Origin of the sequence: Pseudomonas alkylphenolica (assembly GCF_004025535.1) — a bacterium.
In the GTDB taxonomy this organism is placed as follows: Bacteria; Pseudomonadota; Gammaproteobacteria; order Pseudomonadales; family Pseudomonadaceae; genus Aquipseudomonas; species Aquipseudomonas alkylphenolica_A.
Genome location: NZ_QJRG01000048.1, coordinates 383,598 through 408,488, shown reverse-complemented (window position 1 = coordinate 408,488; position 24,891 = coordinate 383,598). Strand labels below are relative to the sequence as shown.

Below are 24,891 nucleotides of genomic sequence, written 5' to 3'. Positions count from 1 at the left end.
GGCCAGGCTTGAGCTTGGGTATTTGTAGGAGCTTTCCTTGGTTTCTTTGTATGTAATGAACTAAATGTTTTTAAGTGTGTGTTGTAGATTTAAAAACCATGCATTAAAAAGCGCATTAGGGTCGAGAGTGGAAGTGTAAGGAAATATTAATTTGTATGTAATTGGTTTGTTGTAATAGGCTTGTTCGTGAATTTCCTTCCGGGTTTCGTAGTGCTGGATTTTGATGCGTTATTGTCGAATGTTGTGCGCATCCATGTATGTAGTTTGTAGTATTTAATGAGAGTGGCGTTACGATGATTACACGTTGTGTATATGGCGCTGGTTTTTCATTGCTGATAGTTGCCGAGCTGGCGTTAGCGAAGCCTGCTCGGGATTGCCCGCAGATTGTGTCCAATGTCGAACGTCTTGCCTGCTTCGATGAGGCAGCAGGCACGCCCGCCCGCATGACAAGGCAAGAGCCCGGTCGCGCATGGTCAGCGCCGGAGTACGACATACCCAGCGTGTTCAGCGTGATGGCGAGCGAGGCCACACGGGCGCCGGATGATTTGACCTTCCACCTGAGCGTCCGGGACGAAGGGGCGAGGGCGCAGCAGCGACTGCTCATCACCGCACCGGCGATCGCCTCGGTCGAGCCCCGGCCGTACCTTGCCATCAGCTGTGTGCAGAGCATTTCCAGGCTGCAGTTGGTTACCGGGCAACCCATCGATGCCAACTGGGTGAAGGTGCAGTTGCAAGGGGCGCGGGGCTCGACATCGGCGACGCCCTGGCAGGTGATGGAGAACGGGCAACTGCTTGATGCCGGCAGAGGGTTGCCGGCCATCGAGCAGATCAAGAAACTGATCGGTGCCCACCGTATCCAGGTGATCAGCGATCATCCGGTTGTCGACGGGCTTACATTTGACGCGCAGGGCCTGGACCTGCTGATCGACCAGGCGCGTCAATCATGTCGGTGGTAACTCAGGTGCCGGTGCACGAGGTCGTCCGGTTGCTCGCGCCGATCGCCGGCGGGCCTCCTGTCGGTTTGTTCGACATCGAAGACGAGACCTACCAGGCGATCGACCAGGAGATGGTCAAGCTGGGCGGCCTTCAGGAAGCCTCGATCGATTGGGCCTACATCGAAGAGGCGTCTGGTCAGTATTTGCAACAGCACTGCAAACACTTGCGGATCGTTGCGCACCTGGGTGTTGCCTGGCTGCGCAGCGGTTGCTGGGAGCGTTGGGGGCTCACGCTGGCGCTGGTTGCCGGGATGGTCGAGCGTTACTGGGAATCGGCCTACCCCACGCCAGGTGCCAAAGGGTTTCTGGGGAAGCGCAAGCTGGTCAGCCTGCTCATCAATCGCCTTGCCGAAGCGCTGCCGCGTCTTGATCGCTTTACCTTCAGCCAGGCCCATGCGCTGACGGCGCAAGCGGCATTGGCAGGCCTGCAACAGCAGGTGGCGCAGGCACAACTCGATCCGGTTGCGGTGAGCGAACTGGAACGCTTGCTGCTCAAGCAGGTGGAGGGCGCCAATGGGCCGGTGGCGTCTTCTTCAGACAGGTCAGTTTCGTCGGGGATTGAAGCGGCGCCCTTGGCCGATGCCTTCGTTCCAGCCAAAGCCAGTATCGCCCTGGGCAACGAGCGCGAGACCCGTCGTGCGGTGTTGAGCATGGCCGAGTTCATCAACCAGCAGGACCTGTACGACGCCACCGGCTACCAACTGCGCCGTTTTGGGTTGTGGGCCCACATTCAGGCACCGCCGACCGCCAAGCGGGAACGCCGTACCGAGTTGGTGGCTTTTCCGGCAGATATCGTCGGCGGCTACGAAGAGGCTGTCGCCAGCACGGCGATTGACCCGGCTTTGCTATTGCGTATCGAGAAGAGCGTCACGGCTTCACCTTACTGGATTCGTGGCAGCTTCCTGGCAGCCACCCTCGCCACACGGCTGGCGATGGGCGAGGTGGCCGAAGCCATTCGCAGTACCACTGCCCGGTTCGTTCAGCGTTTGCCGGCGTTGCAGCAATTGTGCTTCAGCAATGGCACGGCATTCGTCGACGAGCAAACGCTCGCCTGGCTCAAAGGTGCGCAAGGTCAGGTCGGCCAAGGGGCCGCTGCCCAGGAGTTCGGCAGCCTGCGGGAGGAATTGACCAGCCAGCTGGAGGCGGGGGGAGTGGAGCCGGTATTGCTGAAACTGCAGAGCAGGCTGGCGGACTACCGCTCACCCCGCGAGCGCTGCCACACCACGGTGATTGCGGCCGATCTGCTGGCGTCCCGCGGCGTCGCCTGGCTTGCCCAGGACCTGTGCGCCAGCGTTGCCCGGACTATGCGACAGACCACGGCGGATGCCTGGGAGCCAGAAGTATTTCAGCGGCTTGAGCAGTTTGCTGCCGCCTCGGCGCTGGCGGATCAGAACAAGGACTTGGAGCCCTCATGAATCAATTATGGAATCTGTTCAAAGGTTGGGGCTTGCCGTTGGCCACCCGCGTTGGCATGGCAATGCCGGTGTTGCTGGTGGTTGGCATGTTGCTGTCGTGGGTCGCCATCTGGTGGCTTGGCCCGCAGTGGACATGGCGTGAGCAACATCCACTGGCCAGCGTCGCGCATCGCAGTGTCGCCACACTGATGTTGGTCCTGGTGCCAATGCTGGCCTGGCTGCTTGTCCTCCGAGGTCGCTACCGGCGGCTTGAATCAGAGCGCGCACAGGAAGCTGCGGTTGCAGCTGACCCATGCTTGTCATGGATAAACGCCCAGGAGCAGGCATTGAACCAGGAGCTTGCCAACTACCTCGCCAATGCCGGTGGACGGCGAGCGCTGTATCGGCTGCCCTGGTACCTGGTTCTGGGGCAGGAGCACGCCGGCAAGAGCAGCTTCATCAACCGTTCGAACCAAAGCTTTTCCCTGACCCGCATCAGCAAGGCCCAGGCCCGTGGTCGCCAGGTACAAGGCCACGACCATCCGGTGGGCTGGTGGATCAGCAACGATGCCGTGATCATCGATCCACCCGGCGAATTCATCACCCAGCACTCGGTGACCAGCGAGTTGCAGATCGAACCCTCTGCTACGGGGACGGCAGTACCGGCGGGAGCGCAGGCGAAGCTGTGGAACCACTTGTTGGCCTGGCTGGTACGCAATCGTAGCCGACGGGCCCTGAATGGCTTGTTGCTGGTTGTCGACCTGCCCGCCTTGCTGCATGCCACACCCGAGGCACGCGGCGCTCTTGCCCATGTGTTGCGTACCCGCCTGTATGAACTGAGCAACCAGTTGGGCTCGCGTTTGCCCCTCTACGTGGTGATGAGCAAGTTCGATTTGCTGGATGGATTCGAAGCGTTCTTCAGTCGCCTTTCGGCCGACCAGCGTGAGCAGGTGCTGGGGTTCACGTTCAAGCTGGATGCCGTCAATGCGTTCGACGTCTGGCTGGACGAGTTTGCTGAACACTACGACAAGCTGATAGCGCTGCTGTACGAGCAGATGATGGAACATCTGCGCGTGCTGAGTGACCCTCGTCACCGAGAGCGCCTCGTGTCGTTGCACGCGCAATTGATTGGTTTGCGTCCGGTGCTGATTGCTTTCCTGCGTGAGACCTTGGTGAGTGACCGCTTTACCACGCCGGCACTGGTGCGCGGACTGTACTGGTCTTCGGTGCTTCAGCAAGGCGATATGACCAATGCTTTTGTCCGCGAGGCGGCCCAGCCTTACCGAACAGTGCTGCCGTTGCGCGAAGGCAAGGCGCAACGCAAGGCGCTGGTCTATTTCGCCCAGCAGGTGTTCCAGCGGGTTATCTACAAAGAGGCAGGGCTGGCCGGTGATAACGTCAAAGTGGCGCGCAACAAACGTCATCTGTTGTGGGTCGGTTCAGGGGTTGGCGTGCTGGCTGTCGCCGTCGGTTTCGCCACCTGGCATCGCTACTTCGATATCAACGAAATCAAGGCCGCCGGTGTACTTGCCAAAAGCCAGGAGTACAGTCACCACGAAGTTGACCAGCGGCTAGACCCGACCGGGCGGAACCTGCTGGGGCCATTGGGGCAGATTCGCGAGGCTGTGTCAGTGTTTGGCGACTATCGCGCGGCATGGCCGGCAGTGGCGGATTTTGGTCTCTATCAAGGGCGTGCCATTGGGCCTAGGGTTGATGAGGCCTACCTGAGTCTGTTGTCAAAACGGTTTCTGCCGGCCCTTGCCAGCGGGGTCGTCGATGCAATGAACACGGCGCCTGAAGGCAGTGAGCAGCAGATGGCGGCATTGCGCGTTTATCGCATGCTCGAAGATCGCCAGAACCGTCGTGCGCAGTGGGTCGAGGACTGGATGGCCCAGCAGTGGCAACAGGCCTATCCCGGCCAGAGCCAGTTGCAGCGTGATCTCATGCTTCACCTGCAGTACGCCTTGGCCTACGCAGACGCAGACTTGCCACAGTATCGCGAGCAGGTCGCTGAGGTTCAGCAGGCACTGCGCAAGGTGCCGTTGCCGCAGCGGGTCTATGCCGCACTCAAGCAACAGGCCCAGGAGCAATTGCATACGGGGCTCGACTTGCGAAATCAGGTTGGCCCTGTGTTCGATATCGTGTACCGGCCAAGCGCCGAAGCCGTTAACCTCCTGCTGGCGCCGCTGGTGACGGCCAAGGGCTTCACCGAGTATTTCGAACCGCGAAGCCAGCAGATCGCCGACATGGCCATGATCGATCAGTGGGCCTTGGGCGAACGCAGCCAGTTGGACTACTCGCACGCTGATCGCGACGCGTTGACCGAGCGTGTTCGCAATCTGTACAGCGCCGATTACATCGACAGCTGGCGACGGGCATTGAACGCATTTACCGTGACCGACTTCCGTGACCTGAACCATGGTGTCTCGGTACTGGAGCACATGACGGGACCTGCGGCCCCGCTGTTGCGGCTGCTGGAAACGGTGCGGGATAACACCGCCATACACGTGCTGCCAGCTGTGCAGAAAGAACAGGTCCCAGCTGCAGTTCTTGCTAATGCAGATAGCGTGGAGACACAGCAGGCCGCAGGCATACGCCGGACTTTCTCGGGCCTGAATTCCTTGCTCGAGCCCAAAGGCGAGCAGCCGAGTTACTACGATGAAACGCTCAGCGCAATCGGGGCGGTGTATGACTACGCCAAAGCAGTGCAGGACAGTTCGGACCGGGGCAAGTCCGCGTTGCAGGTTGTACTCCAGCGCTTCGCGATGGACGGCCCCGACCCCATCGGTACCTTGCAGCGTGTTGCTACAGGCCTGCCCGAGCCCGTCAGGCAACAGGTAAGGAAGGTGGCAGACCAGACCGCACGGGTACTGAATGTCGAGGCGTTGCGGGAGTTGGAACGGCGCTGGGATGCCGACGTCTACAGCTTCTTCCAGCAGCGTTTGGCTGGGCGCTATCCCTTCGTGGCACGGGCACCCGATGCATCGCTTGAAGACTTTGAGGCGTTCTTCGGGCCCAAGGGGCGGCTGCAGCAGTTCCAGAACCAGTACCTGAAGGTCTTCCTTGAAGACAACCTCGACGCATTGAACACCGACGCACAGGGCGGTTCGTTGATCCGTAGTGACGTCATCGCGCAGCTGCAAACCGCTGACCGTATCCGCGAAACCTTCTTTGATCAGCGCGGCAATCTTAGCGTGCAGTTCAGTATCGAACCATTGGGGCTTAGCGCGAATCAGCGCACCAGCCTGCTGGATCTGGATGGCCAGCTGATTTCCTACACCCATGGCCCACGGCAGATCACCGGGGTGATCTGGCCCAACACCCAGGGGCAGCAGGTGCGCAGCAACCTTACCTTGCTCAAGCTCAATGGCAACAGCAGCAGTCTTGAGTACCGCGGCCCCTGGTCGATGTTCCGTCTGCTCAGCCGTGGATCGCTCAACGGCCGTACCGCCACCAGTGTAGATCTGAGCTTCAGGACGGGAGACGGAGTGATGCGCTATCGGCTGAATGCCGAAAAGGCCTTCAATCCCATTACCCAGCAGCCGTTTGAAGGCTTTCGGTTGCCCCGTGGCTTGCTTGAGCAACCTGCATTGAAGGTAGTGCAGGCCGGATTTGCGGCCCCGTGAAGCGTAGCCATCAGAGCCTGTGCATGAGGAGGCCCGTGTGTTGATCAATAGCCGTGATTTGCAGGATGCAAGCCAGAACGTAATCGCGATGCAGAACCGGGAGGCCACCCTGGTGGCTGAAATCACCGCCATGCGCGCACAGATCAAGGTCGCGCGTCAGGATGCCTGGTCAGGGCGCAATGACCTCGATCCGCAGTGGCTCAGAAAGGTCAATTACGCAATCATCATGCGCAAGAGGGAACTCGCGGGGCTGCGCGTCACGCGCTGTGCCGAACAGAACCGCATCAAGGAGGAGCGGCGTCGGCGAGAGCTGGACAGTTATGTGTCCGAGCAGGCGTTGTTCATGCGTCATGCCAGGCGATTGCTCCCCAGGAAGCTTTATGACGAGATTCGTGCGGCTGCAAGAAATGAACGGCTGCTGAGGCTCGAGCAGGAGGCCTGTGAACAGGCTCTGAAAACCTGATGTTGAATCCGTTTGGAAAATTTCAGCTTTCCGTGGCATTGGGTGACTAGCCTGATGTTGTGTTTAAGAAGGTAGAAGGACCTTTGGGTCCTTTTTTCCTGCTGTATTTCTGTACTACTGTTCTGACAACGGGTGGGGGTGCGTGAATCGCCGGACCTGCCGGCACAGTCAGGCGGCATGCTGTTCGCGCAGGTCGCGGGTGTAGATGCCGCACGTATCGAGCGGGCACACAAGCGGGTGCTGGACGCTGAAACAACCGAACAGCTGGCAACCTGGCAGGTACAGCGGGAGTTTTGGCAAGAGCATCTGGAACGCACCGAACAGGCGCGACTTGAGGTCGCTGATGCCCCCTTTCATCAGCGCTTGAACACACTGCTGGAAGAAGCGGAAACAGTACCGGAAGCCGAGTACCTGGCTCGTGTCAACGTGATCAACGACGAACGTCAGGTCGCGTGCCAGGCCTTGCTGTTGCAGCTGACACGTGAGGCGTTGGCCAGCAACCCCGGTTAGCATCAACGTTGGCCCGTTCACCCGTTGCAACTGGCCCTGTCGAGTACCGGATCGTCCCCTTAGAGTCCTGCCAATGGAAACTCAAGGGGTCGGTACTATGTTCATGTTTCTGGCGTTCGCCGCCGGTGTGGTACGCGGTTACAGTGGCTTTGGCTTCGCCATGGTCCTGACCTTGGGCTTGCTCGCCAGCCTGGCGCCGGCCCAGGTGATTCCGGTGGTGTTGATGCTCGATCTGCTGTGCAGTGTGAGCCTGTGGCCCAGTGCCTTGGCGACATTTCATGCCCAGGTGGGAATGCGCCTGATCGTTGGAATGTTACTGGCGGTGCCACTGGGAGCCCTGGCCCTGGCCAGGCTTCCTGGGCACTGGATGGCACCCGTGACTGCCGGGCTGTGCCTGCTCGGTGGCGTACTGGTTCTGATCAAGCCTGCTGCGGGTCGCGCGCCAACGGTGCTGGGCAGGCGTTGGGCCTTGCCGGCCGGTCTGGTTTCGGGGTTGGCCACGGCAATGGCTTCTGCAGGCGGCCCACCGCTGGTGGTCTATCTGTTGCGCAGCGGCCTGTCGATGGCCAGTGTGCGGGGTACGGCGATTGTCTTTTTCGCCGTCAGCAGTGCCAGCGCGTTGGTCAGTTTGTGGCTACTGCAAGCGCTGAACCGTGCGCAAGTGGACTTTGCCATGTCGCTGTTGCTACCGGCGCTGGCAGGGAACGTGCTGGGGCAGTGGCTGTTCCGGCGCAAACCTATGTCGTTGCAAACGGTGATCGGTGTGCTCCTGGTGGTGTTGTCTGGCGCGACCTTGATCGATGCCCTTGTCAGCCCATAAAAAAACGCACCGGGGCTTCAAAGCCTGCGGTGCGTTGTATTGAGAAAGCCGGATGTATTCCCTTACCGATCACGATCAATCGCAAACGGCGACCAGGCCTGGCGGCTCGGCATGATCTCCAGACGGTTGATGTTGATGTGCTCGGGCAGGTTACAGACGTAGTAGATCTGCTCGGCAATATCCTCGGCAGTCAACGGCGTAGTGCTGCCATACAAGGCGTCCGAGGCAGCCTGGTTGCCCTTGGTCCTCACCAGGGTGAACTCGGTTTCAGCCATTCCCGGGGCGATGTCGGTAACCCGGATGCCGGTGGCGATCAGGTCGCAACGCAGGTTGTAACTGAACTGTTTGACGAACGCCTTGCTGGCGCCATAGACGTGACCGCCCGGATAAGGCCATTCGCCGGCCACCGAACCGATGTTGATGATGCTCGCGCCCTTGCCGGTTTCCAGTAACCGCGGCAGCAGCGCATGGGTGACGTTGACCAGCCCGGTAATATTGGTGTCGATCATCGTGTGCCAGTCTTCCAGTGCCACGTTTTGCGCGGGGTCTGGCGCCAGGGCGAGGCCGGCGTTGTTGATCAGCGCGTGGATGCAGGCAAACCCCTCTGGCAAGGTGTCGACCAGTTGCTGCACCGCCGGGGCATCACGCACATCCAGGGCAGCAATATGCACGGGCACCTTGTCGCCCAGTTCCTGTTGCAGTGCCTGAAGGCGTTCCAGACGCCGGCCACTGAGCACGAGGGACCAGCCGGCGTCGGCGAAGCGCCTTGCCGTGGCGCGGCCGAAGCCCGATGTTGCACCGGTGATGAATGCGACCTTGTTCATGTGTTACCTCGTTGGTGTGAGTCGTGAGTGCGCACGGGGCCGGCGGCGACCTGGGCGCAGAAAGAAGGGGTGTCAGGCGGAAATCTCGAGGAACTTGCGCACCCGTTCGGTCTTCGGGTTGGTGAAAAATTGCGCCGGTGGTGCCTTTTCGATGATCAGGCCCTTTTCGAGGAACACCACCTGATCGGACACTGCGCGGGCAAACTCCATTTCGTGGGTGACCACGATCATGGTGTAGCCCTCGGCGGAGAGGTTCTTCATCACGGTCAACACCTCACCGACCCGCTCGGGGTCCAGAGCCGAAGTCGGCTCATCGAACAGGATCACTTCCGGGCTCATGGCCAGTGCACGGGCAATCGCCACGCGCTGCTTCTGCCCGCCGGACAAGGTGAAGGGGAAGGCGTTGTGCTTGTCGGCCAGGCCGACTTTTTCCAGCAGTTCGATGGCAATGGCCCGGGCCTGCTCCTTGGGCATGCCCTTGACGTAGATCGGGGCCTCCATGACGTTCTGGATCACGCTCAGGTGTGGCCATAGATTGAACCCCTGGAACACCATGCCGGTTTTTGCCCGCACGGTTGCCAGCTCCTTGCCGGTCATCTTGCGCCCGGCGTGTTCATTCACGCCGATCCGCTGGCCGGCGATATGAATGGTGCCGCGGTCGGGCTCTTCCAGCCAGTTGATGCAACGCAACATGGTCGACTTTCCTGAGCCGGATGAGCCCAGCACACTGACGACCTCACCTTTGTTGACCACCAGGTCGATATCGCGCAATACCTCGATATCACCAAAGCTCTTGGACATTTTCTTGATACTGACCGCAGGTACATCGCTTGCGTGTGTGTGCTCAGACATAGTCGAACCCTCGTTTTGCGCCGAACCGGGCAGCGCGTTTGAGTGCCAGTTCCAGGCAGATGCTGATCAGCCAATACAGCACGATCACCACGACGAACGCCTGGGTGGGAATGAAATAGGTCGATTGCACCGAGTTGGCCGCGGCCGTCAGTTCCTGCACGGTGATGATGGTCAGGAACGCGGTGTCTTTGAGGGCGATGATCAGTTGATTGCCCAGCAGCGGACGCGTCTTGATCACCAAGGTCGGCAGGATGATCCGCAGGTACAGGCGCAGCGGTGTGAAACCGTGGGCCTTGGCGGCTTCCACGTAGCCTTCGGGCATGACCAGGCGGCTGCCCCGCAAAATCTCGGCGAAGTACGCCGCGTGGTACACGATCAGTGCCAGCAGCCCCGCCGACCAGGCACTCAGGCGCAGGCCCAGTGGTGGTAGCCCGTAGTACAACAGGTAGGCGAGGATCAGGAAGGGCAGTGTGCGCATCAGGTTGATCAACAGGCGCAACGCCCTGGACAGGCGGTTGCCGTGTTCCAGTTGGTAGACCAGCGCGCAGCCCAGCACAAAGGCGCAAAGGGTCGAGAGGACGAACAATTGCACGGTGGCGATCAAGCCGTTGCTGAAGACCTCGCGCGCGTCCCAGAGAATGCTCCATTCAGTCATGGTGTGGGCTCCTTACATCGCCAGTCGATTGGCTTTCTTTTCCGCCATTGCCTGCAGCTTGAGCAGGGCACTGATGATCAGCATGTACAGCAGTGCAGCGGCGAGAATCGGCGGGAGGGGGTCGTACGTCACCGCGGCGATGCGGTTGGTCACACGGGTCAGGTCGACAATGCCGATTACGGCAATGGCCGGGCTGCCCTTGATCAGGAACGACATTTCGTTGACCAGGCCAGGGAGGCTGGTGGTAATCATCTGCGGCAGCATGATGCGCCGGAAGAACACCCCGCTGGTCATACCGCACGCCAGTGCGGCTTCCTTCTGTTCGCGGGAAAAACTCAGGAAGGCCGCACGCCAGATCTCGGCGTTGAAGGCGGCGGTATTCAGGGTCATGGCGACGATGGCTGCGGTGTTGCGGTTCATGTTGATGCCGAAAGTCGGCGCCGAGAGAAACAGAAACAGTACAAACGTCACCAACGGGGTGGCGCGGGCCAGGCTGATGTAGAGCACCAGCAGTTGATCGACAAAGGGGACTTTTGCCATGCGTACCAAGGCGATGGCGAGACCGAGCACAACGCCGATGGCAATCGCCGTGGCGGATATCCAGAGGGTCGTCCAGGCGCCTTCGAACAGCAATAACCAGGCTTGTCCGTTCATACCGCAGGTCCTTGAGTTACACGAAAGGGAAGGGCAGTGCAGCGCCCGATCACGGATGACCGGGCGTGCCGGGGCGGCTTACTGCATGCCGGCGAGGGTATGGAACTGCGCCACCTCGGTGATCGGCTCCTTGGGCATATCGGCGAAGGCTTCGCCGAACCATTTGGCTTGCAGCTCAGCCAGACGGCCGTTGGCGCGGATGTGGTCCATGAAGCCGGTGAGGAACTTGAGCAGCTCCGGGCTGCCTTTGGGCACCGGCCAGGCAGCGAAACCGGCGCCGGAGACGGCGATGCCCTTGGCGAAGGTGTCTCCGCGCGCCTTGACCAGATCGTTTACGGAAATCAGTGCGTTGATCGCGTAGTCCAGGCGTCCGTTGGCAAGGTCGGCGTAAACCTCCGGATAGGACGGGTACTCCACCACCTTGCCGATCTCGCAGCCCTGGGCCTGCATCATTTTCTTCAGCTCCGGCAAGCGTGCCAGCAAGGCACTGCCGGCTTGCAGCCCGACGGTTTTGCCACACAGGCTGGCGATATCGGTGAGCCGGGTATCACCCGCGCGTTTGACATAAAAGTGCTGGGCAGAGGCGAAGGGCGGTGCGAAGTTGAATACCCGCAGGCGCTCGTCTGTCACCAAGGCACCGGTAAAGGCCAGGTCGTACTGACCCGACGACACCGACGCGAGCAGGCCGGTCCACGGCAGGATGTCCTGTTTGACGTCGAACTTCTGAGCACTGGCATACGCTTTCAGGTCTTCGAGCAGGTCTTTGTGGAAACCTTCCGGTGTGCCATCGACGATGAAGTTGAACGGCGCGTAATCGTCTTCGGTGGCGACACTCAGAACCCCTTTGCTTTTCACTTCGCCAAGGTCAGCCTGGGCGCCGAAGGAAGCGGACACTACCAGGGTGGCGAGGGTCAATTTGCGCAACAGGCCCAGGGTTCTGGCGGGCATCGATGCCTTGCTTGAGTGCTTCATGTGTGCTGCTCCACTTGTCGGAAGGGGGTGTGTCTGACCGCTTTCGCCGGGGGCTTGCGCTGGCCTGGGCTCAACCATAGTGAGGCGCTCCGACGCAGCGATAGGGGCAGTTCAGGGCATTCGACTGGCCAGTCGACAGGTAAAAAAGCATGGCGCGCTATTTGCTTTGACCAGAGGTCGGCAAGCGAATGGAAAGGCTATGATCGATCATCTGTTTCACCTGGATTTTGACCAGCAGCGCGGTCTGCAGGAGCAGCTCAGGGAGTCGCTGGTTTCAACGATTCTGGGCGGCGGGTTCCCTGCAGACGAACCCTTGCCGTCCTGTCGCAAGCTGTCCCAACAGTTGTCGATTTCGCGCAATACCGTGGCGCTGGTGTACGAAAGCCTGCTGGATAACGGCTACCTGGTCAGCCGCCCGCGCAGCGGCTACTACCTGCACCCGGACTACTGCGGTGCCGCGTTCGACGAATCCTTGCTGCGCTTCAACCCGGTGCGAAAACCGGGCTATTGCGATGATGGCGGCAGTGATCGCGCCCCGGATTGGAGCGATCGTTTCAAGCTGCTCCCCAGTTTGAAGCACGGCGTGCTCAGGCCCAGTAACTGGTCGAGTTTTACCTACCCCTTCATCTACGGGCAGCCGATCCAGGACCTGTTCCCGCTGGAGCGCTGGCGCGAAGTGTCGCGCAATACCTTGCGCAGCGAGCGCGACCAGGGCTGGATGCGCGACCGCTTCGACCGTGACGATGAAATGCTGATCGAGCAGTTGCGCACACGGGTACTGCCCAAGCGGGGTATCTGGGCCCGGCCCGACGAAATTCTCGTGACCCTCGGCTCGCAAAACGCCTTGTACTTGCTGGCGACCTTGTTGATGAGCAACGGCGTCAAGGTCGCCATCGAAAACCCCGGCTTTCGCGATGCGCAGAGCATTTTCGATTTGCAGGGCGCGCAGGTGCAGTTGCAGCCCATCGATGAACAGGGGCTGGTGGTGGATGCGCGTCTGGATGAATGCGAGTACCTGTATGTCACGCCCGGCCATCAGGTGCCGACCGGTATCTCCATGAGTGCGCAGCGCAGGGGGGAGTTGTTGCGCCACATACGCCGCCACGATCAGGTCCTGATCGAGGATGACTATGATGCCGAACTGAACCTCGACAACCATCCGCAACCAGCCCTCAAGGCCAGTGACAGCAGCGGCCGGGTGATTTACCTGAGCAGCTTGTCCAAGGCCTTTTCACCGGGCTTGCGTATCGGTTACATGGTCGCCGACGCGGAACTGATCGATGAGCTGCGTGCCTTGCGCCGCCTGATGTACCGCCATCCGCCCCTGAACAACCAGCGCATGCTCGCGCAGTTTCTGGCGCAAGGCCATTACGATGCGCACTTGCGGCGTTTTCGTGAAGAACATGCGCGCCGACGCGAGACACTGAGCGACGCGCTCAGCAAGACCCTCGGCAGTTGCAGGCCTGTTGGCAGCGAAGGCGCCAGTGCGTTCTGGCTGGCGGCGCCTGCACATGTCGATACCCAGAAGCTGGCCTGGGCCGCTGCCCGGCGCAGTGTGCTGATCGAGTCGGGTGCGCAGTTTTTCTTTGATCAGGCGCCGCCTGTGAACTTCATGCGTCTGGGCTTTCACGCCATTGATGTTGCGCACATTCGTCCAGGCATCTGTCAGCTGGCGCAGGTACTTGAGGAGTTCTGAATAGTCGATTCGGCGCTTTGTTGCGTCCCGGCTGTTTGCTCAAGGGCAATGAGCCGGGGGCATAAGGGCGATCAGTGCGCGTATTTGGCCGAGAACTCGCCAATCACTTCATCGAAAATAGCCAGCGCCTGGGCAATCTGGGCCGGGTTGACGATACACGGCGGTACCACGTGCACGCGGTTTTCGACAATGAAGGTGAGCAGGCCGCGCGTTTGGAACGCGGCCTTCATCTGGGCCATGACCGGGGCGGGCAGCGGCGTTTTGAGTTTCTCGTCGCTGACAAACTCCAGTGCCCAGAACAAGCCGATACCGCGGGCCTCGCCGATCAGCGGGTACTTGGCGGCCAGGGCGAGCAGGCCGGGGCCCAACAGCTCCTGGCCGACATGACGGGCGTTGTCGACCAGGCCTTGTTCAGCCATGACATCGAGGGTGGCAACGATGGCCGCCATGGCCAACGGGTGTCCGGAGTAGGTCAGGCCGCCCGGGAAAAAATGATGATCGAAGTAGTCGCTGATCGCTTGCGAAATCATCACGCCGCCAGCGGGCACATAGCCTGAATTGACCCCCTTGGCAAAGCAGATCAGGTCGGGCACCACGGCAAAATGATCCAGGGCCAGCCAGCTGCCTGTACGCCCGAACCCGGCCATGACCTCGTCAAGGATCAACAGTATGCCGAACTCATCGGCCAGGGCGCGCACACCTTGCAGGTAACCGGCAGGCGGCACCAGCACACCGGCGGTGCCCGGCACCGTTTCCAGCAGAATCGCAGCGATGGCGTTGGGACCCTCGCATTCGATCACGCGGCGCAGGTGTTGCAAGGCGCGCTGGCATTCTTCTTCTTCGCAGCTGGCGTTGAATTCACTGCGGTACAGGTAGGGGTTGAAGAAGTGCACGTGCCCGCGGGCGTATTCATTGGGCACTCGCCGCGGGTCGCCAGTGGCGACAATCGCCGCCCCCGTGCTGCCGTGATAGGAGCGGTAGGCCGAGAGAATCTTGTCGCGGCCGGTGAACAGCCGCGCCATGCGCATGGCGTTTTCATTGGCGTCCGCCCCGGCGTTGGTGAAGAACACCTTGCTGAAACTGGCAGGCGCATGGGAGAGAATGCGTTTGGCCGCCTCGCCGCGCATCAGGTTGGCGATTGCCGGGGCGACTGTTACCAGCGTGGCGGCTTGTGCCTGAATGGCGGCAATGACCTTGGGGTGCTGATGGCCGATGTTGGTGTTGACCAGCTGGCTGGTGAAATCGAGGTACTCACGACCTTCGTAGTCCCACAAGGTGCAGCCTTCGCCACCAGCGATCACCAGCGGGTTGAGGGTGCTTTGGGTCGACCAGGAGTGGAAGACGTATTGGCGATCCAGGGCGTGGACGTATTCATTGGAAACCGGCTTGCTCATGTTCGACCTCTCGACTGATACGGGTGTGGCCGTGGGTTCACGGTGTTCGGGGTCAAGATAGGAATAATCGCCGGGACGTCTGTAGGGCCAGATGCAGGGAACGGCCGGGTCAGGCGACTGACACAGGCAATCCGTGCAACTGTCCCTTGGCGTATTGCGCATTCTGGCTAGTCTTGCAGGCACGCTTTGTCGACTCAGGACGATTGACCATGGCCCATGCTTTTGAAGTAAACCGCGCGCCGGGTGCGCACCCTCCGACCAGTAATCTGGACAGCCCGGCGATTCGCCAGGCCCGTGTCGACCTGGCGGCCTGCTTTCGCATGGCGGCCAGGCTGGGGATGGGTGAAGGCATCTGCAACCATTTCTCTTTTGTGCTGCCGGGCCATAGGGATCTGTTCCTGGTCAACCCGTTCGGCCTGGCGTTTGCCGAAGTGACCGCCTCGTCGTTGCTGATCTGTGATTTTAACGGTCGCGTAGTGGCAGGTGAGGGCCAGCCCGAGGCCACGGCGTTTTTCATACATGCGCAGTTGCACCGTTTGAACCCCGGGGCGACGACGGCGTTTCACACCCATATGCCCCACGCCACGGCCTTGTGCATGCTGGAGGGTGCCCCTTTTGTCTGGGCTGGGCAGACAGCGTTGAAGTTCTATGAGCGTTTGACGGTGGACGAGGATTACAACGGGCTGGCCCTGGATGCAGCTGAAGGCGAACGCATCGCCCGGGCAGCGGGTTCGGCGGACATCGTGATGTTGAAAAACCATGGGCCACTGGTATTGGGGCCCTCTGTCGCCGAGGCCTGGGATGATCTCTATTACCTGGAAAGGGCGGCCGAGGTGCAGTTGAAGGCGATGGCCAGCGGCAGGCCGTTAAAGTGTGTTCCTCATGAGGTCGCCAGCGCGGCCTGTCGGCAGATGCAGGTTGGCAATGCCGAAGGTGCGCGCCTGCATCTGGAGAGTGTGAAGCGCCAGTTGGCGCGCTCCGAGCCCGAGTTTGCGGCGTAGCCTGCGAACGAGTGCGTAGCGGTCGCAAATGCTCTGCAATCAATATGGTCCCAAAGCGGCGGTGTTGAACTAGCCTTCAAGCGATTGCCGTACACAGGGCAGCGTACAGGGGATTGTCATGTTCAAGTTCATCAAGACCACGGTGATTGGCGGCGTGTTGTTCATCCTCCCGTTGGTGCTGATCGTGGTCCTGATAGAAAAGGCCATCCACTTGCTGCACGGTCCTGTGCAGGCCGTGGTGCCAATGTTTGCCGGCTACCATGTCGCCGGCGTCACCTTGATCAGCCTGGCAGCCGTGGTCGGTCTGATCCTGATCTGCTTTGCGGCCGGTCTGCTGGCCAGGACCGCTGCGGCCGCCAACGCCCTGGCAGCGGTAGAGGACAAGGTGCTGGGTAACCTGCCCGGCTATCAGCTGTTCAAGGACTTCAGCACCCGCCTGGCGGGCCTCGAAGAAGAGACAGACACCAAGGTCGGCATGATTGCAGAGGGTGAAGGCTGGCGTTTGTGCCTGGTACTGGATGCCGTCGATGACTGGGTGACCATCTACATGCCCGATGGCGGCCCGGCCGGGGGCACGGCGGGCGAGGTGCGCTTGATGCCGGCGTCGGAAGTGGTGATTACCGAGGTGACCTGGTTGCCATTGCTGGCAAGCCTGCGCCGCGGTGGTCGGGGTGCATTGGGGTTGGTGGGACCCTGGCTGAAGAAAAACTGAGCCAAGCTGGTCTGATGAGTGGTCGGCAAATGACCCACGCGCGGCGGGGGTCGGGGCTATCGTTATGGGTCCGCGATGCCAGTTCGGCACACTCATGGCGGTAAACTCCCATGAATATCAGCGTCCGAAGGTCAACCCGTTCCTTATCAACACGTGCACTGGCTACAGGGCTTGCCCTGATCGCCGGTTTTGCCGCCTCGATCCCGGCGCAGGCCGATGAAGCCGATGCCAAGCGCCTGCTCAAAAGCATGTCCGACTACATGACCGCGCAGAAAACCCTGTCATTCAGCTACGACACCACGCTTGATGTTGTCAGCGAAGATCAGCAACGGCTGACACTGGCCGGTTCCGGCACGGTGCTGATCAGCCGGCCTGACAAAATCCGAAGTACGCGTTCGAGTGGCTTTACCGACATCGAAATGCTCTTTGACGGCAAGATGCTGACCTTGCTCGGCAAGAAAAAGAACATCTACGCACAGATCGAAATACCCGGCACGCTGGACCACCTGCTGGACGAACTGCGGGACAAGTACAACAGGCCGCTGCCAGGCGCCGACCTGTTCATGTCCAACCCCCAGGACCAATTGATGGCGGGTGTTACCGACATCAAGGACCTGGGCAGTGGTGTCATCGGAGGGGTTGAATGTGATCACCTGGCCTTTCGCAAGAAAGAAGTCGACTGGCAGATCTGGATTGCCCAGGGCGATCAGCCATACCCCTGCCGTTATGTGATCACCTCTAAAAAAATAACCGGTGGACCGCAATACAGCATCCAGTTGAGCGACTGGAAAAGCGGGGTGCAGGTCGCGCCGGAAGAGTTTGCGTTCAACAACGCCACCAACGCGAAAAAGATCGAGCTTAAAGACCTGCCGAATGCAGAGGGCCTGCCGAGCAACTTTGTAGGAGCGAAAGCCAAATGAACCTGTTGATGAAGTCGGGTGGCTTTTTATTGGCAGGCTTTGCCCTGACCGCTGCCCTTGAGTTGGGCGAAACCTTGTCGATCCCGGGCGTGCACAGTCTGATTCCCGACGCCCAGGCGGTGGTGGGCCGCCCGCTTACCCCGGTAAGCGTCGCGGGTGTGGCGCGGCGCACGGCCCGGCGTAATAACTGAGGACAGCGCGCAAGACTTCAAAATATTTGCAGCCAGCCTTCACTTTTTTGAATTAACACCCGCGCGCGCTTCGCGGTCAGAATCCCCTGCACGCAATAATTTGCAACACTCAAAAATTCCATCTCCATGGACGGAGCCCATTAGGTATTGCTTCGCGCAATGCTCAGCCCAGCCCTTGTCGGCCGGGCTTTTTTTACTGCCAGGTCGTTGATTTACCTATGCCTTCCCGCCGCTTGAACAACTGGTTTACCCGGCTGCTGCCGGCCCCCTTGAACATCCCCCCGAAAGAATGGCTGCGCGCAGGCGTTGGTGCATTGCTCGGTTTACTGCTCGCCGGCCTTGCCTGCAGCCAGGTATTTGGCAGCGCCGTGGCACTGCACCTGCTCGGGCCGTTGGCCGCCTCGGCAGTGCTGCTGTTCGCGGTGCACTCTGGCGCCCTGGCGCAGCCCTGGCCGTTTGTCGGCAGCTATGCCTGTGCGACGGTAGTGGGCCTGGTGTTGCATCACTGGTTCGGCAGCGGCCTCTGGGTGGCGGCGCTGGCGCTAGGGGTGGCGTTGCTGGTGATGTGCCTGCTGCGCTGCCTGCATCCACCTGGCGGTGGGGTAGCGGTCAGCGTGGTGTTGGCAGACTCATCGCTTGCAGCATTGGGTGACAGGGTGTTCGAGCCGATCATGCTCAACGCCCTGGTGCTGGTCGCCGTGGCGGTGATCTATAACCGCTTGACCGGGGTGCGCTACCCGAAGACCGCCGCGCCACGCATCGATCTGCATCACACCGCCGATGCCTCGCCCGGTGAGCGGGTTGGAGTAAGTGGCGAGGACCTGGACCAGACGCTTGAAGCACTGGGCGAGTTCGTCGACATCACGCGTGACGAGCTCGAACGTATCATTCTGACCACCGAGCAGCACGCGCTGAAACGTAGCCTGGGCGGGATCACTGCCGCCTCGGTGATGTCCCGCGATGTGCAGCAAGTGACGCCGCGTACAACCTTGCCAGAGGCCTGGAAGCAGTTATCCAGCCATCACCTCAAGGCCTTGCCGGTGCTTGATGAGGCGCAGCAGCTTGTGGGGATCGTCACGCTCAGCGACCTGGCCGGCGCGGCCATGGCCCAGCCGCAATTCAGCTGGCGCACGTTGTTGCGCCGTCGTCAGGTGCGGGTGGCGCAGATCATGAGCCGGCCGGTTATTACGGTGAATAGCGAAGAGCCGGTGGTGACGCTGATTCCGCTGCTGAGCGACCGAGGCTTGCATTGCCTGCCGGTGCTGGTGGGCCAGCAACTGGTCGGTGTCATCACCCAGACCGACCTGATTGCCGGGCTCAAACGGCATCTGCTGACGACCGGCGCGCCTTCAGATCACCGGGTCCCAGCGCTGTGACCAGTCGCTGTCGCCGTCGGCGACCAGTTTGCGCAGCACGTTGAAGGCCTGCTGCAGGGCTTCACTGTCTCGCTCGCGGGCGTGCACCAGGTACGTGGGGTAGGTGAACTCCGGTGCCTGCGGCACGCGTTCGAAGATGCCACTGTCCAGATAGCTTTGCACCACGCGGGTACGGAAGTAGCCGCTGCCGCCCTGGTTGAGGATGAACTGCAGCGCCAGTGGACCGAGGTTGAAACTGAGCATCGGACGGGTGAGTTCGGGCAGTGCGGCGTCGTGCTGGCGCCGAAAATCCTCGCCCCAGTCAATGTAGATGTAGGGCTCAGGCTTGTCTTTTCGACGTATGCGGATGAGCTTTTCTTCCATCAGTTGCTCGACCTGTATACCCGGCCCATAAGTCGGTTGGTACACCAGCACAGCGTCGAGCGTGCCCATTTCCAGTTTGCGCAGCAACGATTCGCCATCACTGACTTCATTGCGGATAGCGTGGCTGGGCATGGCGTGATGCAACGCACTGACCCAGTCGAGCACCATCGGGTTGCCCAGGCTGACTTCACCGCCGATATGCAGTACCTGGTGGCAGCCTTCGGGCAGCGGCAAGTCGCGACGGGCCGACTCCCAGGTTTGTACCAGCTGGTTGGCGTACACCACGAAGGCTTCGCCATCGGCGGTGAGGGTGGCGCCGCTACGACTGCGGATGAACAGCTGGCAGGCCAGGTGCTGCTCGAGCTTTTGCACCCGTGCGGTAATCGCCGTCTGGGTGACATGCAGGCGTTCGGCGGCGGAAACCAGGCTGCCACTGCGGACGATTTCAAGAAAGGTACGGGCCAGCTCGATATCCATGGAAAGTGCCGAGGAAAAAGGTGGCCCATTCTAGTGGGTTTGCACTGTTTTAGGGCGGCAAAGCGCTCATCGACCACTCAACTATAGTCAACAGGTTGCTGTAATCGGAGCCTGACCATGCAGTTGATCAGTCGTGAACCCTGGTGGCGTGAACCGCCCAAGCCCGGCCAACGCGAGCAGGACTTGCACTGGGGATTTCTGGAAATCTACAAGGACGGCCACGCGGTGTTCGTTGACCAGCGTCCCAGTGACAAGGAGCTGGCCGAGCGCAAGAGTTGTCGCAACTTTCCGGAAACGGAGGAGTAGCGGCGATAAAAAAGCCCCGCGAGCGTCAGCAGGCGGGGCAAAAGGCCGGTCAGAAACCAACCAAAGGAGTCGTTGATTCAGTTCGCGGCGGCCACGCTTTCAACCTGCCAGCCACCGCCCAGAGCCTTGTAGATGGCAACGATGCCGCGGTACAGGTCGACTTCGCCCTGGGCCTGGGCGTCTTCGGCGCTGAGGCGCTCACGTTCGGCGTCAAGCAACACCAGGTAGTCCACAGTGCCTTCGCGGTAACGGATCGAGGCCAGGTCTGCCGCCTTGCGGCTTGCTTCGCTCTGGCGCAGCAGGGCAAGCAAGCGTTGCTGGCGCTTGCTGTAGTCACTGAAGGCATTTTCCGATTCTTCCAATGCCAGCAAGACCTGCTGCTCGTAGTTGGCCAGCGCGCCTTCGGCGTCGGCATTGGCGCCGCGCAGCCGCGCCCGCACGCTGCCCAGGTCAAACGCTGCCCAGGTAATGCTTGGGCCTAGCGCCCAGGCATTGGCCGCCGACGAGCCCAATTGCGAGCCGCGAGCGGCGGTAAAACCGAGAAAGCCGCTAAGGCTGACCCGTGGGAACAGGTCGGCAGTGGCCACGCCGATGTTGGCGGTGGCCGCGGCCAGCTGACGCTCGGCGCTGCGAATGTCCGGGCGGCGTTTGAGCAGTTCACCTGGATCGCCCACCGGCAGTGCCTTGGCAATGGCTGGCAACTGGGCCGGCGCCAGATCGATACTCAATGCATCCGGGCGCTGCCCCAGCAAGGTGGCGATGCGGTTGCGTGCGCGAACCTGTTCGGCCTGAAGCTGTGGCACGGTGGCCTCGACTTCCGCCAGCCGTGCATCGGCGCGCACCACGTCCAGGTCATTGCCGACGCCAGCGTCGCGCAGGGTTTCGGTTATGCCGCGAGAGTCCTGCTGGGTCTTGAGGTTGGCCAGGGCAATTTTCTCGCGCAATTGTGCACCGCGCAGCTGGCCGTAGGCGTCGACCAGCTCGGCGATCAAACTGACCTGCAACTGTTGCAAGTCGGCCTGGGCGGCGTCCTGCTGGGCTTCGCTGGCTTCCAGTTGACGCTGGATACGGCCGAACAGGTCCAGTTCCCAGGCCATGTCCAGGCCCAGGTCGTAGCGCTCACTGTTGACCCGGTCGTCGGTCTGGCCCGGGATCTGGCCTTTGCCGAGGTCACTGCTGGCCCGGCTGGTCACGGTCGGCAGGGCGTCATTGCTGACATCGTCGCGAATCGCCCGGGCCGCCTTGAGGCGGGCAAAGGCGATGCGCAACTCGCGGTTGCCCTGCAGCGACTGGCTGACCAACTGGTTGAGCACCGGGTCGTCAAACTGCTTCCACCAGATGCTTTCGAAGCGGCTGCGGTCAAACTCGGCCTTGGCTGCAGGGTCGTTGGCGGCGCTCAGTTGCGCCGCAGCAGTGTCCGGCGTCTTGTAGTCCGGGCCCACCGCACAGGCGGCCAGGGCCAGGACCAGCAGGCTCGGCATAAAAAGTTTCACACGGCTGTTCATGCATGAGTCTCCAGCTTCAGCGCATGGGCCGCCTTGCGGGCCTGGCTGCGTTCGACATAACGGCGGATCAGAACAAAGAACACAGGCGTCAGCAGCAGGCCGAAGAAGGTCACCCCGATCATCCCGGAGAACACCGCCACACCCATGGCATGACGCATTTCCGCACCGGCACCGGAGGAGAACACCAGCGGTACCACACCCATGATGAAGGCAATCGAGGTCATCAGGATCGGCCGCAGACGCAGGCGGCAGGCTTCCAATACCGCTGCCAGCGGGTCGAGGCCTTCGGCCTGTTTGTCCTTGGCAAACTCGACGATCAGGATGGCGTTCTTGCACGCCAGCCCCACCAGTACGATCAAGCCGATCTGGGTGAAGATGTTGTTGTCACCGCCCGACAGGATCACCCCGGTGATTGCCGAGAGCAGGGTCATCGGTACGATCAGGATCACCGCCAGCGGCAGGCTCCAGCTTTCGTACTGTGCAGCCAGCACCAGGAAGGCCAGCAGTACGCAGAGTGGGAAAACGAACAACGCGGTATTGCCCGAAAGAATCTGCTGGTAGGTCAGCTCGGTCCATTCGAAAGTCATGCCGTTGGGCAGTTCTTCCTTGAGCAGTTTCTCGATGGCTTTTTCCGCTTGCCCGGAGCTGTAGCCAGGGGCGGCGGCACCGTTGATCTCGGCGGTGATAAAGCCGTTGTAATGCATGACACGGTCCGGCCCCGAGGTGTCGCTGACCTTGATGAAGGTCGCCAGCGGGATCATCTCGCCCTGGTTGTTGCGCACTTTCAGCTGGCCAATCTGCTCGGCTTCAAGGCGGAACTGCTGTTCAGCCTGGACGTTGACCTGGTAGGTACGGCCAAAGCGGTTGAAGTCGTTGGCATACAACGAGCCCAGGTAAATCTGCAGGGTGTCGAAGATATCGCTGATGGCCACGCCATGGGTCTTGGCTTTTTCCCGGTCAATAGCGGCATCGACCTGCGGCACGTTGACCTGATAGCTGGTGAACAGCCCGGCCAGCTCCGGCACATTGTGGCTCTTGGCGATGATGTTCTGGGTTTCCTTGTACAGCGCTTCATAACCCAGGTTGCCACGGTCCTCTATCTGCAGGCGGAAACCGCCAATCGTACCCAGCCCCTGCACTGGCGGTGGCGGGAAGATCGCGATGTAGGCGTCTTCGATATCGGCGAACTGCGCGTTCAGTGCAGCGGCAATGGCAGCAGCCGACTGGCTCGGGTCTTTACGCTCATCAAACGGCTTGAGCGGAGTGAAGACGATGCCGCTGTTCGGGCTGTTGGTGAAGCCGTTGATCGACAGGCCGGGGAAGGCCACGGAGTCCGCCACGCCCGGTTGCTTGAGGGCGATCTCGCTCATTTTTTTGATCACCGCTTCAGTGCGGTCAAGGCTGGCGGCATCCGGCAGCTGGGCGAACGCTACCAGGTACTGTTTGTCTTGCGCCGGGACGAAACCGGTTGGCGTTGATGAGAAGCCCAGCCAGGTCATGACGATCAGGCCGCCGTAGACGAACAGGGCAATGCCGCTGCTGCGGATGACCCGGCCGACCGCACCGACATAGCTGTGGCTGGCGCGGTCAAAGAAGCGGTTGAACGGGCCGAACAACCAGCCGCCGAGCAAGCGCTCGAGCATGCGCGAGAAGCGGTCCTTGGGCGCATGGTGCTCTTTGAGCAGTACCGCAGCCAGTGCTGGCGACAGGGTCAGGGAGTTGAACGCCGAGATCACGGTCGAGATGGCGATGGTCAGGGCGAACTGCTTGTAGAACTGCCCGGTGAGGCCGGAGATGAACGCTGCCGGTACGAACACGGCGCACAGCACCAAGGCCGTGGCGATGATCGGGCCGGTCACTTCGCCCATGGCTTTTTGGGTGGCCTCCAGGGGCTTGAGGCCCAGGCCGATGTTACGTTCGACGTTTTCCACCACAACGATGGCGTCGTCGACGACGATACCGATGGCCAGCACCAGGCCGAACAACGACAACGCGTTGAGCGAGAAACCGAACAGGTGCATCACCGCAAAGGTACCGATCAGCGACACCGGTACGGCTACCAGCGGAATGATCGAGGCGCGCCAGGTCTGCAGGAACAGGATGACCACCAGGACCACCAGCACCAGGGCTTCGAACAGCGTGTGAACGACCGCTTCGATCGAGCCACGGACGAACACCGTCGGGTCATAGACAATGCTGTAGTCCATGCCTTCGGGGAAGTCTTTCTTCAGTTCGGCCATCTTCGAGCGCACTTCATCGGAGATCTCGATGGCGTTCGAGCCTGGGCGCTGGAAAATCGGGATGGCCACGGCGGGCTGGTTGTTCAGCAACGAGCGCAGGGCGTACTGGCTGGAACCCAGCTCAACCCGGGCAATGTCCTTGAGACGGGTAATCTCGCCGTCGGCGCCGGAGCGGATGATGATGTTCTCGAACTCTTCCTCGTTGACCAGGCGGCCCTGGGTGTTGACCGACAGCTGGAAGCTGGTGCTACCTGGGGCGGGCGGTGCTCCCAGCTGGCCGGCGGCGACCTGGCGGTTCTGCTCGCGAATGGCGGCGACCACATCGCTGGCGGTGAGGTTGCGTGAAGCGGTCTTGTTCGGGTCCAGCCAGACCCGCAACGAATAGTCGCCCATGCCGAACAGCTGCACGTCACCGACGCCGCCCAGGCGTGCCAGCTCATCCTTGATATTGAGGATGGCGTAGTTGGACAGGTAGAGCATGTCGTAGCGGTTATCCGGCGAGGTCAGGTGCACGACCATGGTCAGGTCGGGCGAAGCCTTGTCGACGGTGATACCGATACGGGTCACTTCTTCGGGCAGCTTGGGCTGGGTGCGGGTAACGCGGTTCTGCACCTGCACCTGGGCATTGTCCAGGTCGGTCCCCAGGGCGAAGGTGATTGTCAGGGTCAGCTTGCCGTCAGCGGTCGACTGCGAGGACATGTAGAGCATGTTCTCGACGCCGGTGATGGCCTGCTCCAGAGGTGCGGCAACGGTTTCACCAATGACCTTGGGGTTGGCCCCGGGGAAGTTGGCGCGGACCACGACGGTCGGTGGTACCACTTCCGGGTATTCGCTGATCGGCAGCTGGAACAGCGAGATGCTGCCGGCAATCAGGATCAGCAGCGACAGCACGGCGGCGAAAATCGGCCGGGTGATAAAAAACTTGGAAAAATTCATCGGACTGAT

The 24,891-nt window shown here is 61.0% G+C and carries 22 protein-coding genes; 13 read left to right on the top strand and 9 right to left on the bottom strand.

The window, feature by feature from the left end:
• Positions 1 to 386: 386 nt before the first annotated feature.
• From vasI to DM813_RS22395, 6 genes are all read left to right on the top strand, one after another.
• Positions 387 to 956 (top strand): type VI secretion system-associated protein VasI, encoded by a 570-nt coding sequence (gene vasI, locus DM813_RS22420; RefSeq protein ID WP_241653236.1) that lies wholly within the window; start codon positions 387 to 389, stop codon positions 954 to 956.
• Complete coding sequence (tssA, locus tag DM813_RS22415; RefSeq protein WP_128325591.1) at positions 944 to 2,410, top strand: type VI secretion system protein TssA; 1,467 nt, start codon at positions 944 to 946, stop codon at positions 2,408 to 2,410. The genes vasI and tssA overlap by 13 nt, the downstream gene beginning before the upstream one ends.
• Positions 2,407 to 6,015, top strand: coding sequence for a type VI secretion system membrane subunit TssM (tssM, locus tag DM813_RS22410; RefSeq protein ID WP_128325590.1), 3,609 nt, complete (start codon positions 2,407 to 2,409; stop codon positions 6,013 to 6,015). The genes tssA and tssM overlap by 4 nt, the downstream gene beginning before the upstream one ends.
• Positions 6,016 to 6,052: 37 nt before the next feature.
• A complete protein-coding gene (locus DM813_RS22405; protein WP_128325589.1) occupies positions 6,053 to 6,478 on the top strand; it encodes a hypothetical protein in 426 nt (141 codons plus the stop codon).
• A gap of 138 nt (positions 6,479 to 6,616) precedes the next feature.
• A complete protein-coding gene (locus tag DM813_RS22400) occupies positions 6,617 to 6,988 on the top strand; it encodes an NEL-type E3 ubiquitin ligase domain-containing protein (RefSeq protein ID WP_164897281.1) in 372 nt (123 codons plus the stop codon).
• Between the two features lie 97 nt (positions 6,989 to 7,085).
• Positions 7,086 to 7,808, top strand: coding sequence for a sulfite exporter TauE/SafE family protein (locus DM813_RS22395; RefSeq protein ID WP_128325587.1), 723 nt, complete (start codon positions 7,086 to 7,088; stop codon positions 7,806 to 7,808).
• Between the two features lie 62 nt (positions 7,809 to 7,870).
• Here the strand turns inward: DM813_RS22395 and DM813_RS22390 are convergent, their stop codons facing one another.
• From DM813_RS22390 to DM813_RS22370, 5 genes are all read right to left on the bottom strand, one after another.
• Positions 7,871 to 8,632: an SDR family NAD(P)-dependent oxidoreductase gene (locus DM813_RS22390; protein WP_128325586.1), complete on the bottom strand. Its 762-nt coding sequence runs from the start codon at positions 8,630 to 8,632 to the stop codon at positions 7,871 to 7,873.
• Between the two features lie 72 nt (positions 8,633 to 8,704).
• Entirely contained in the window at positions 8,705 to 9,484 is a 780-nt protein-coding gene (locus DM813_RS22385) for an amino acid ABC transporter ATP-binding protein (protein ID WP_128325585.1), read from the bottom strand.
• Positions 9,477 to 10,139: an amino acid ABC transporter permease gene (locus DM813_RS22380; protein ID WP_128325584.1), complete on the bottom strand. Its 663-nt coding sequence runs from the start codon at positions 10,137 to 10,139 to the stop codon at positions 9,477 to 9,479. The genes DM813_RS22385 and DM813_RS22380 overlap by 8 nt, the downstream gene beginning before the upstream one ends.
• A 12-nt stretch (positions 10,140 to 10,151) precedes the next feature.
• Complete coding sequence (locus DM813_RS22375) at positions 10,152 to 10,793, bottom strand: amino acid ABC transporter permease (protein WP_128325583.1); 642 nt, start codon at positions 10,791 to 10,793, stop codon at positions 10,152 to 10,154.
• Positions 10,794 to 10,871: 78 nt separating this feature from the next.
• Entirely contained in the window at positions 10,872 to 11,765 is an 894-nt protein-coding gene (locus DM813_RS22370) for a transporter substrate-binding domain-containing protein (protein WP_128325582.1), read from the bottom strand.
• Positions 11,766 to 11,964: 199 nt separating this feature from the next.
• Here DM813_RS22370 and DM813_RS22365 point away from each other — a divergent pair, with 199 nt between their 5' ends.
• Positions 11,965 to 13,461: a PLP-dependent aminotransferase family protein gene (locus DM813_RS22365; protein ID WP_128325581.1), complete on the top strand. Its 1,497-nt coding sequence runs from the start codon at positions 11,965 to 11,967 to the stop codon at positions 13,459 to 13,461.
• Positions 13,462 to 13,532: 71 nt separating this feature from the next.
• Here the strand turns inward: DM813_RS22365 and DM813_RS22360 are convergent, their stop codons facing one another.
• The gene (locus DM813_RS22360) at positions 13,533 to 14,855 is read right to left on the bottom strand and encodes an aspartate aminotransferase family protein (protein ID WP_128325580.1); all 1,323 of its coding nucleotides are present in this window, start codon (positions 14,853 to 14,855) and stop codon (positions 13,533 to 13,535) included.
• A 209-nt stretch (positions 14,856 to 15,064) separates the two neighbouring features.
• On the opposite strand from DM813_RS22360, the gene DM813_RS22355 reads away from it, so the two are divergent.
• The 5 genes from DM813_RS22355 (at position 15,065) to DM813_RS22335 (ending at position 19,055) form a co-directional block, all read left to right on the top strand.
• Positions 15,065 to 15,856, top strand: a complete 792-nt coding sequence (locus tag DM813_RS22355) for an aldolase (RefSeq protein ID WP_128325579.1) — start codon at positions 15,065 to 15,067, stop codon at positions 15,854 to 15,856.
• Positions 15,857 to 15,974: 118 nt separating this feature from the next.
• Positions 15,975 to 16,568, top strand: coding sequence for a hypothetical protein (locus DM813_RS22350; RefSeq protein WP_128325578.1), 594 nt, complete (start codon positions 15,975 to 15,977; stop codon positions 16,566 to 16,568).
• 110 nt (positions 16,569 to 16,678) lie between these two features.
• Positions 16,679 to 17,488: a DUF2092 domain-containing protein gene (locus tag DM813_RS22345; RefSeq protein WP_128325577.1), complete on the top strand. Its 810-nt coding sequence runs from the start codon at positions 16,679 to 16,681 to the stop codon at positions 17,486 to 17,488.
• On the top strand, positions 17,485 to 17,679 hold the full coding sequence (locus DM813_RS22340) for a hypothetical protein (RefSeq protein WP_128325576.1): 195 nt from the start codon (positions 17,485 to 17,487) through the stop codon (positions 17,677 to 17,679). The genes DM813_RS22345 and DM813_RS22340 overlap by 4 nt, the downstream gene beginning before the upstream one ends.
• Positions 17,680 to 17,897: 218 nt before the next feature.
• Positions 17,898 to 19,055, top strand: a complete 1,158-nt coding sequence (locus tag DM813_RS22335; protein ID WP_128325575.1) for an HPP family protein — start codon at positions 17,898 to 17,900, stop codon at positions 19,053 to 19,055.
• Here DM813_RS22335 and DM813_RS22330 read toward each other — a convergent pair.
• Positions 19,029 to 19,895 carry a LysR family transcriptional regulator gene (locus tag DM813_RS22330; RefSeq protein WP_128325574.1) on the bottom strand — a complete coding sequence of 289 codons (867 nt, stop codon included), beginning with the start codon at positions 19,893 to 19,895 and terminating at the stop codon, positions 19,029 to 19,031. The genes DM813_RS22335 and DM813_RS22330 overlap by 27 nt on opposite strands.
• Positions 19,896 to 20,012: 117 nt before the next feature.
• On the opposite strand from DM813_RS22330, the gene DM813_RS22325 reads away from it, so the two are divergent.
• A complete protein-coding gene (locus tag DM813_RS22325) occupies positions 20,013 to 20,201 on the top strand; it encodes a hypothetical protein (protein WP_128325573.1) in 189 nt (62 codons plus the stop codon).
• 77 nt (positions 20,202 to 20,278) lie between these two features.
• Here the strand turns inward: DM813_RS22325 and DM813_RS22320 are convergent, their stop codons facing one another.
• Entirely contained in the window at positions 20,279 to 21,706 is a 1,428-nt protein-coding gene (locus DM813_RS22320; RefSeq protein WP_128325572.1) for an efflux transporter outer membrane subunit, read from the bottom strand.
• On the bottom strand, positions 21,703 to 24,882 hold the full coding sequence (locus DM813_RS22315) for an efflux RND transporter permease subunit (protein WP_128325571.1): 3,180 nt from the start codon (positions 24,880 to 24,882) through the stop codon (positions 21,703 to 21,705). The genes DM813_RS22320 and DM813_RS22315 overlap by 4 nt, the downstream gene beginning before the upstream one ends.
• Between the last annotated feature and the right edge of the window lie 9 nt (positions 24,883 to 24,891).

Bases quoted from the DNA above. Each gene is read 5' to 3' on its own strand.
- tssA (WP_128325591.1), top strand. From the start codon at position 944: ATGTCGGTGGTAACTCAGGTGCCGGTGCACGAGGTCGTCCGGTTGCTC.
- tssM (WP_128325590.1), top strand. From the start codon at position 2,407: ATGAATCAATTATGGAATCTGTTCAAAGGTTGGGGCTTGCCGTTGGCC.
- DM813_RS22395 (WP_128325587.1), top strand. From the start codon at position 7,086: ATGTTCATGTTTCTGGCGTTCGCCGCCGGTGTGGTACGCGGTTACAGT.
- DM813_RS22390 (WP_128325586.1), bottom strand. From the start codon at position 8,632: ATGAACAAGGTCGCATTCATCACCGGTGCAACATCGGGCTTCGGCCGC.
- DM813_RS22385 (WP_128325585.1), bottom strand. From the start codon at position 9,484: ATGTCTGAGCACACACACGCAAGCGATGTACCTGCGGTCAGTATCAAG.
- DM813_RS22380 (WP_128325584.1), bottom strand. From the start codon at position 10,139: ATGACTGAATGGAGCATTCTCTGGGACGCGCGCGAGGTCTTCAGCAAC.
- DM813_RS22375 (WP_128325583.1), bottom strand. From the start codon at position 10,793: ATGAACGGACAAGCCTGGTTATTGCTGTTCGAAGGCGCCTGGACGACC.
- DM813_RS22370 (WP_128325582.1), bottom strand. From the start codon at position 11,765: ATGAAGCACTCAAGCAAGGCATCGATGCCCGCCAGAACCCTGGGCCTG.
- DM813_RS22365 (WP_128325581.1), top strand. From the start codon at position 11,965: ATGATCGATCATCTGTTTCACCTGGATTTTGACCAGCAGCGCGGTCTG.
- DM813_RS22360 (WP_128325580.1), bottom strand. From the start codon at position 14,855: ATGAGCAAGCCGGTTTCCAATGAATACGTCCACGCCCTGGATCGCCAA.
- DM813_RS22355 (WP_128325579.1), top strand. From the start codon at position 15,065: ATGGCCCATGCTTTTGAAGTAAACCGCGCGCCGGGTGCGCACCCTCCG.
- DM813_RS22350 (WP_128325578.1), top strand. From the start codon at position 15,975: ATGTTCAAGTTCATCAAGACCACGGTGATTGGCGGCGTGTTGTTCATC.
- DM813_RS22345 (WP_128325577.1), top strand. From the start codon at position 16,679: ATGAATATCAGCGTCCGAAGGTCAACCCGTTCCTTATCAACACGTGCA.
- DM813_RS22340 (WP_128325576.1), top strand. From the start codon at position 17,485: ATGAACCTGTTGATGAAGTCGGGTGGCTTTTTATTGGCAGGCTTTGCC.
- DM813_RS22335 (WP_128325575.1), top strand. From the start codon at position 17,898: ATGCCTTCCCGCCGCTTGAACAACTGGTTTACCCGGCTGCTGCCGGCC.
- DM813_RS22330 (WP_128325574.1), bottom strand. From the start codon at position 19,895: ATGGATATCGAGCTGGCCCGTACCTTTCTTGAAATCGTCCGCAGTGGC.
- DM813_RS22325 (WP_128325573.1), top strand. From the start codon at position 20,013: ATGCAGTTGATCAGTCGTGAACCCTGGTGGCGTGAACCGCCCAAGCCC.
- DM813_RS22320 (WP_128325572.1), bottom strand. From the start codon at position 21,706: ATGAACAGCCGTGTGAAACTTTTTATGCCGAGCCTGCTGGTCCTGGCC.
- DM813_RS22315 (WP_128325571.1), bottom strand. From the start codon at position 24,882: ATGAATTTTTCCAAGTTTTTTATCACCCGGCCGATTTTCGCCGCCGTG.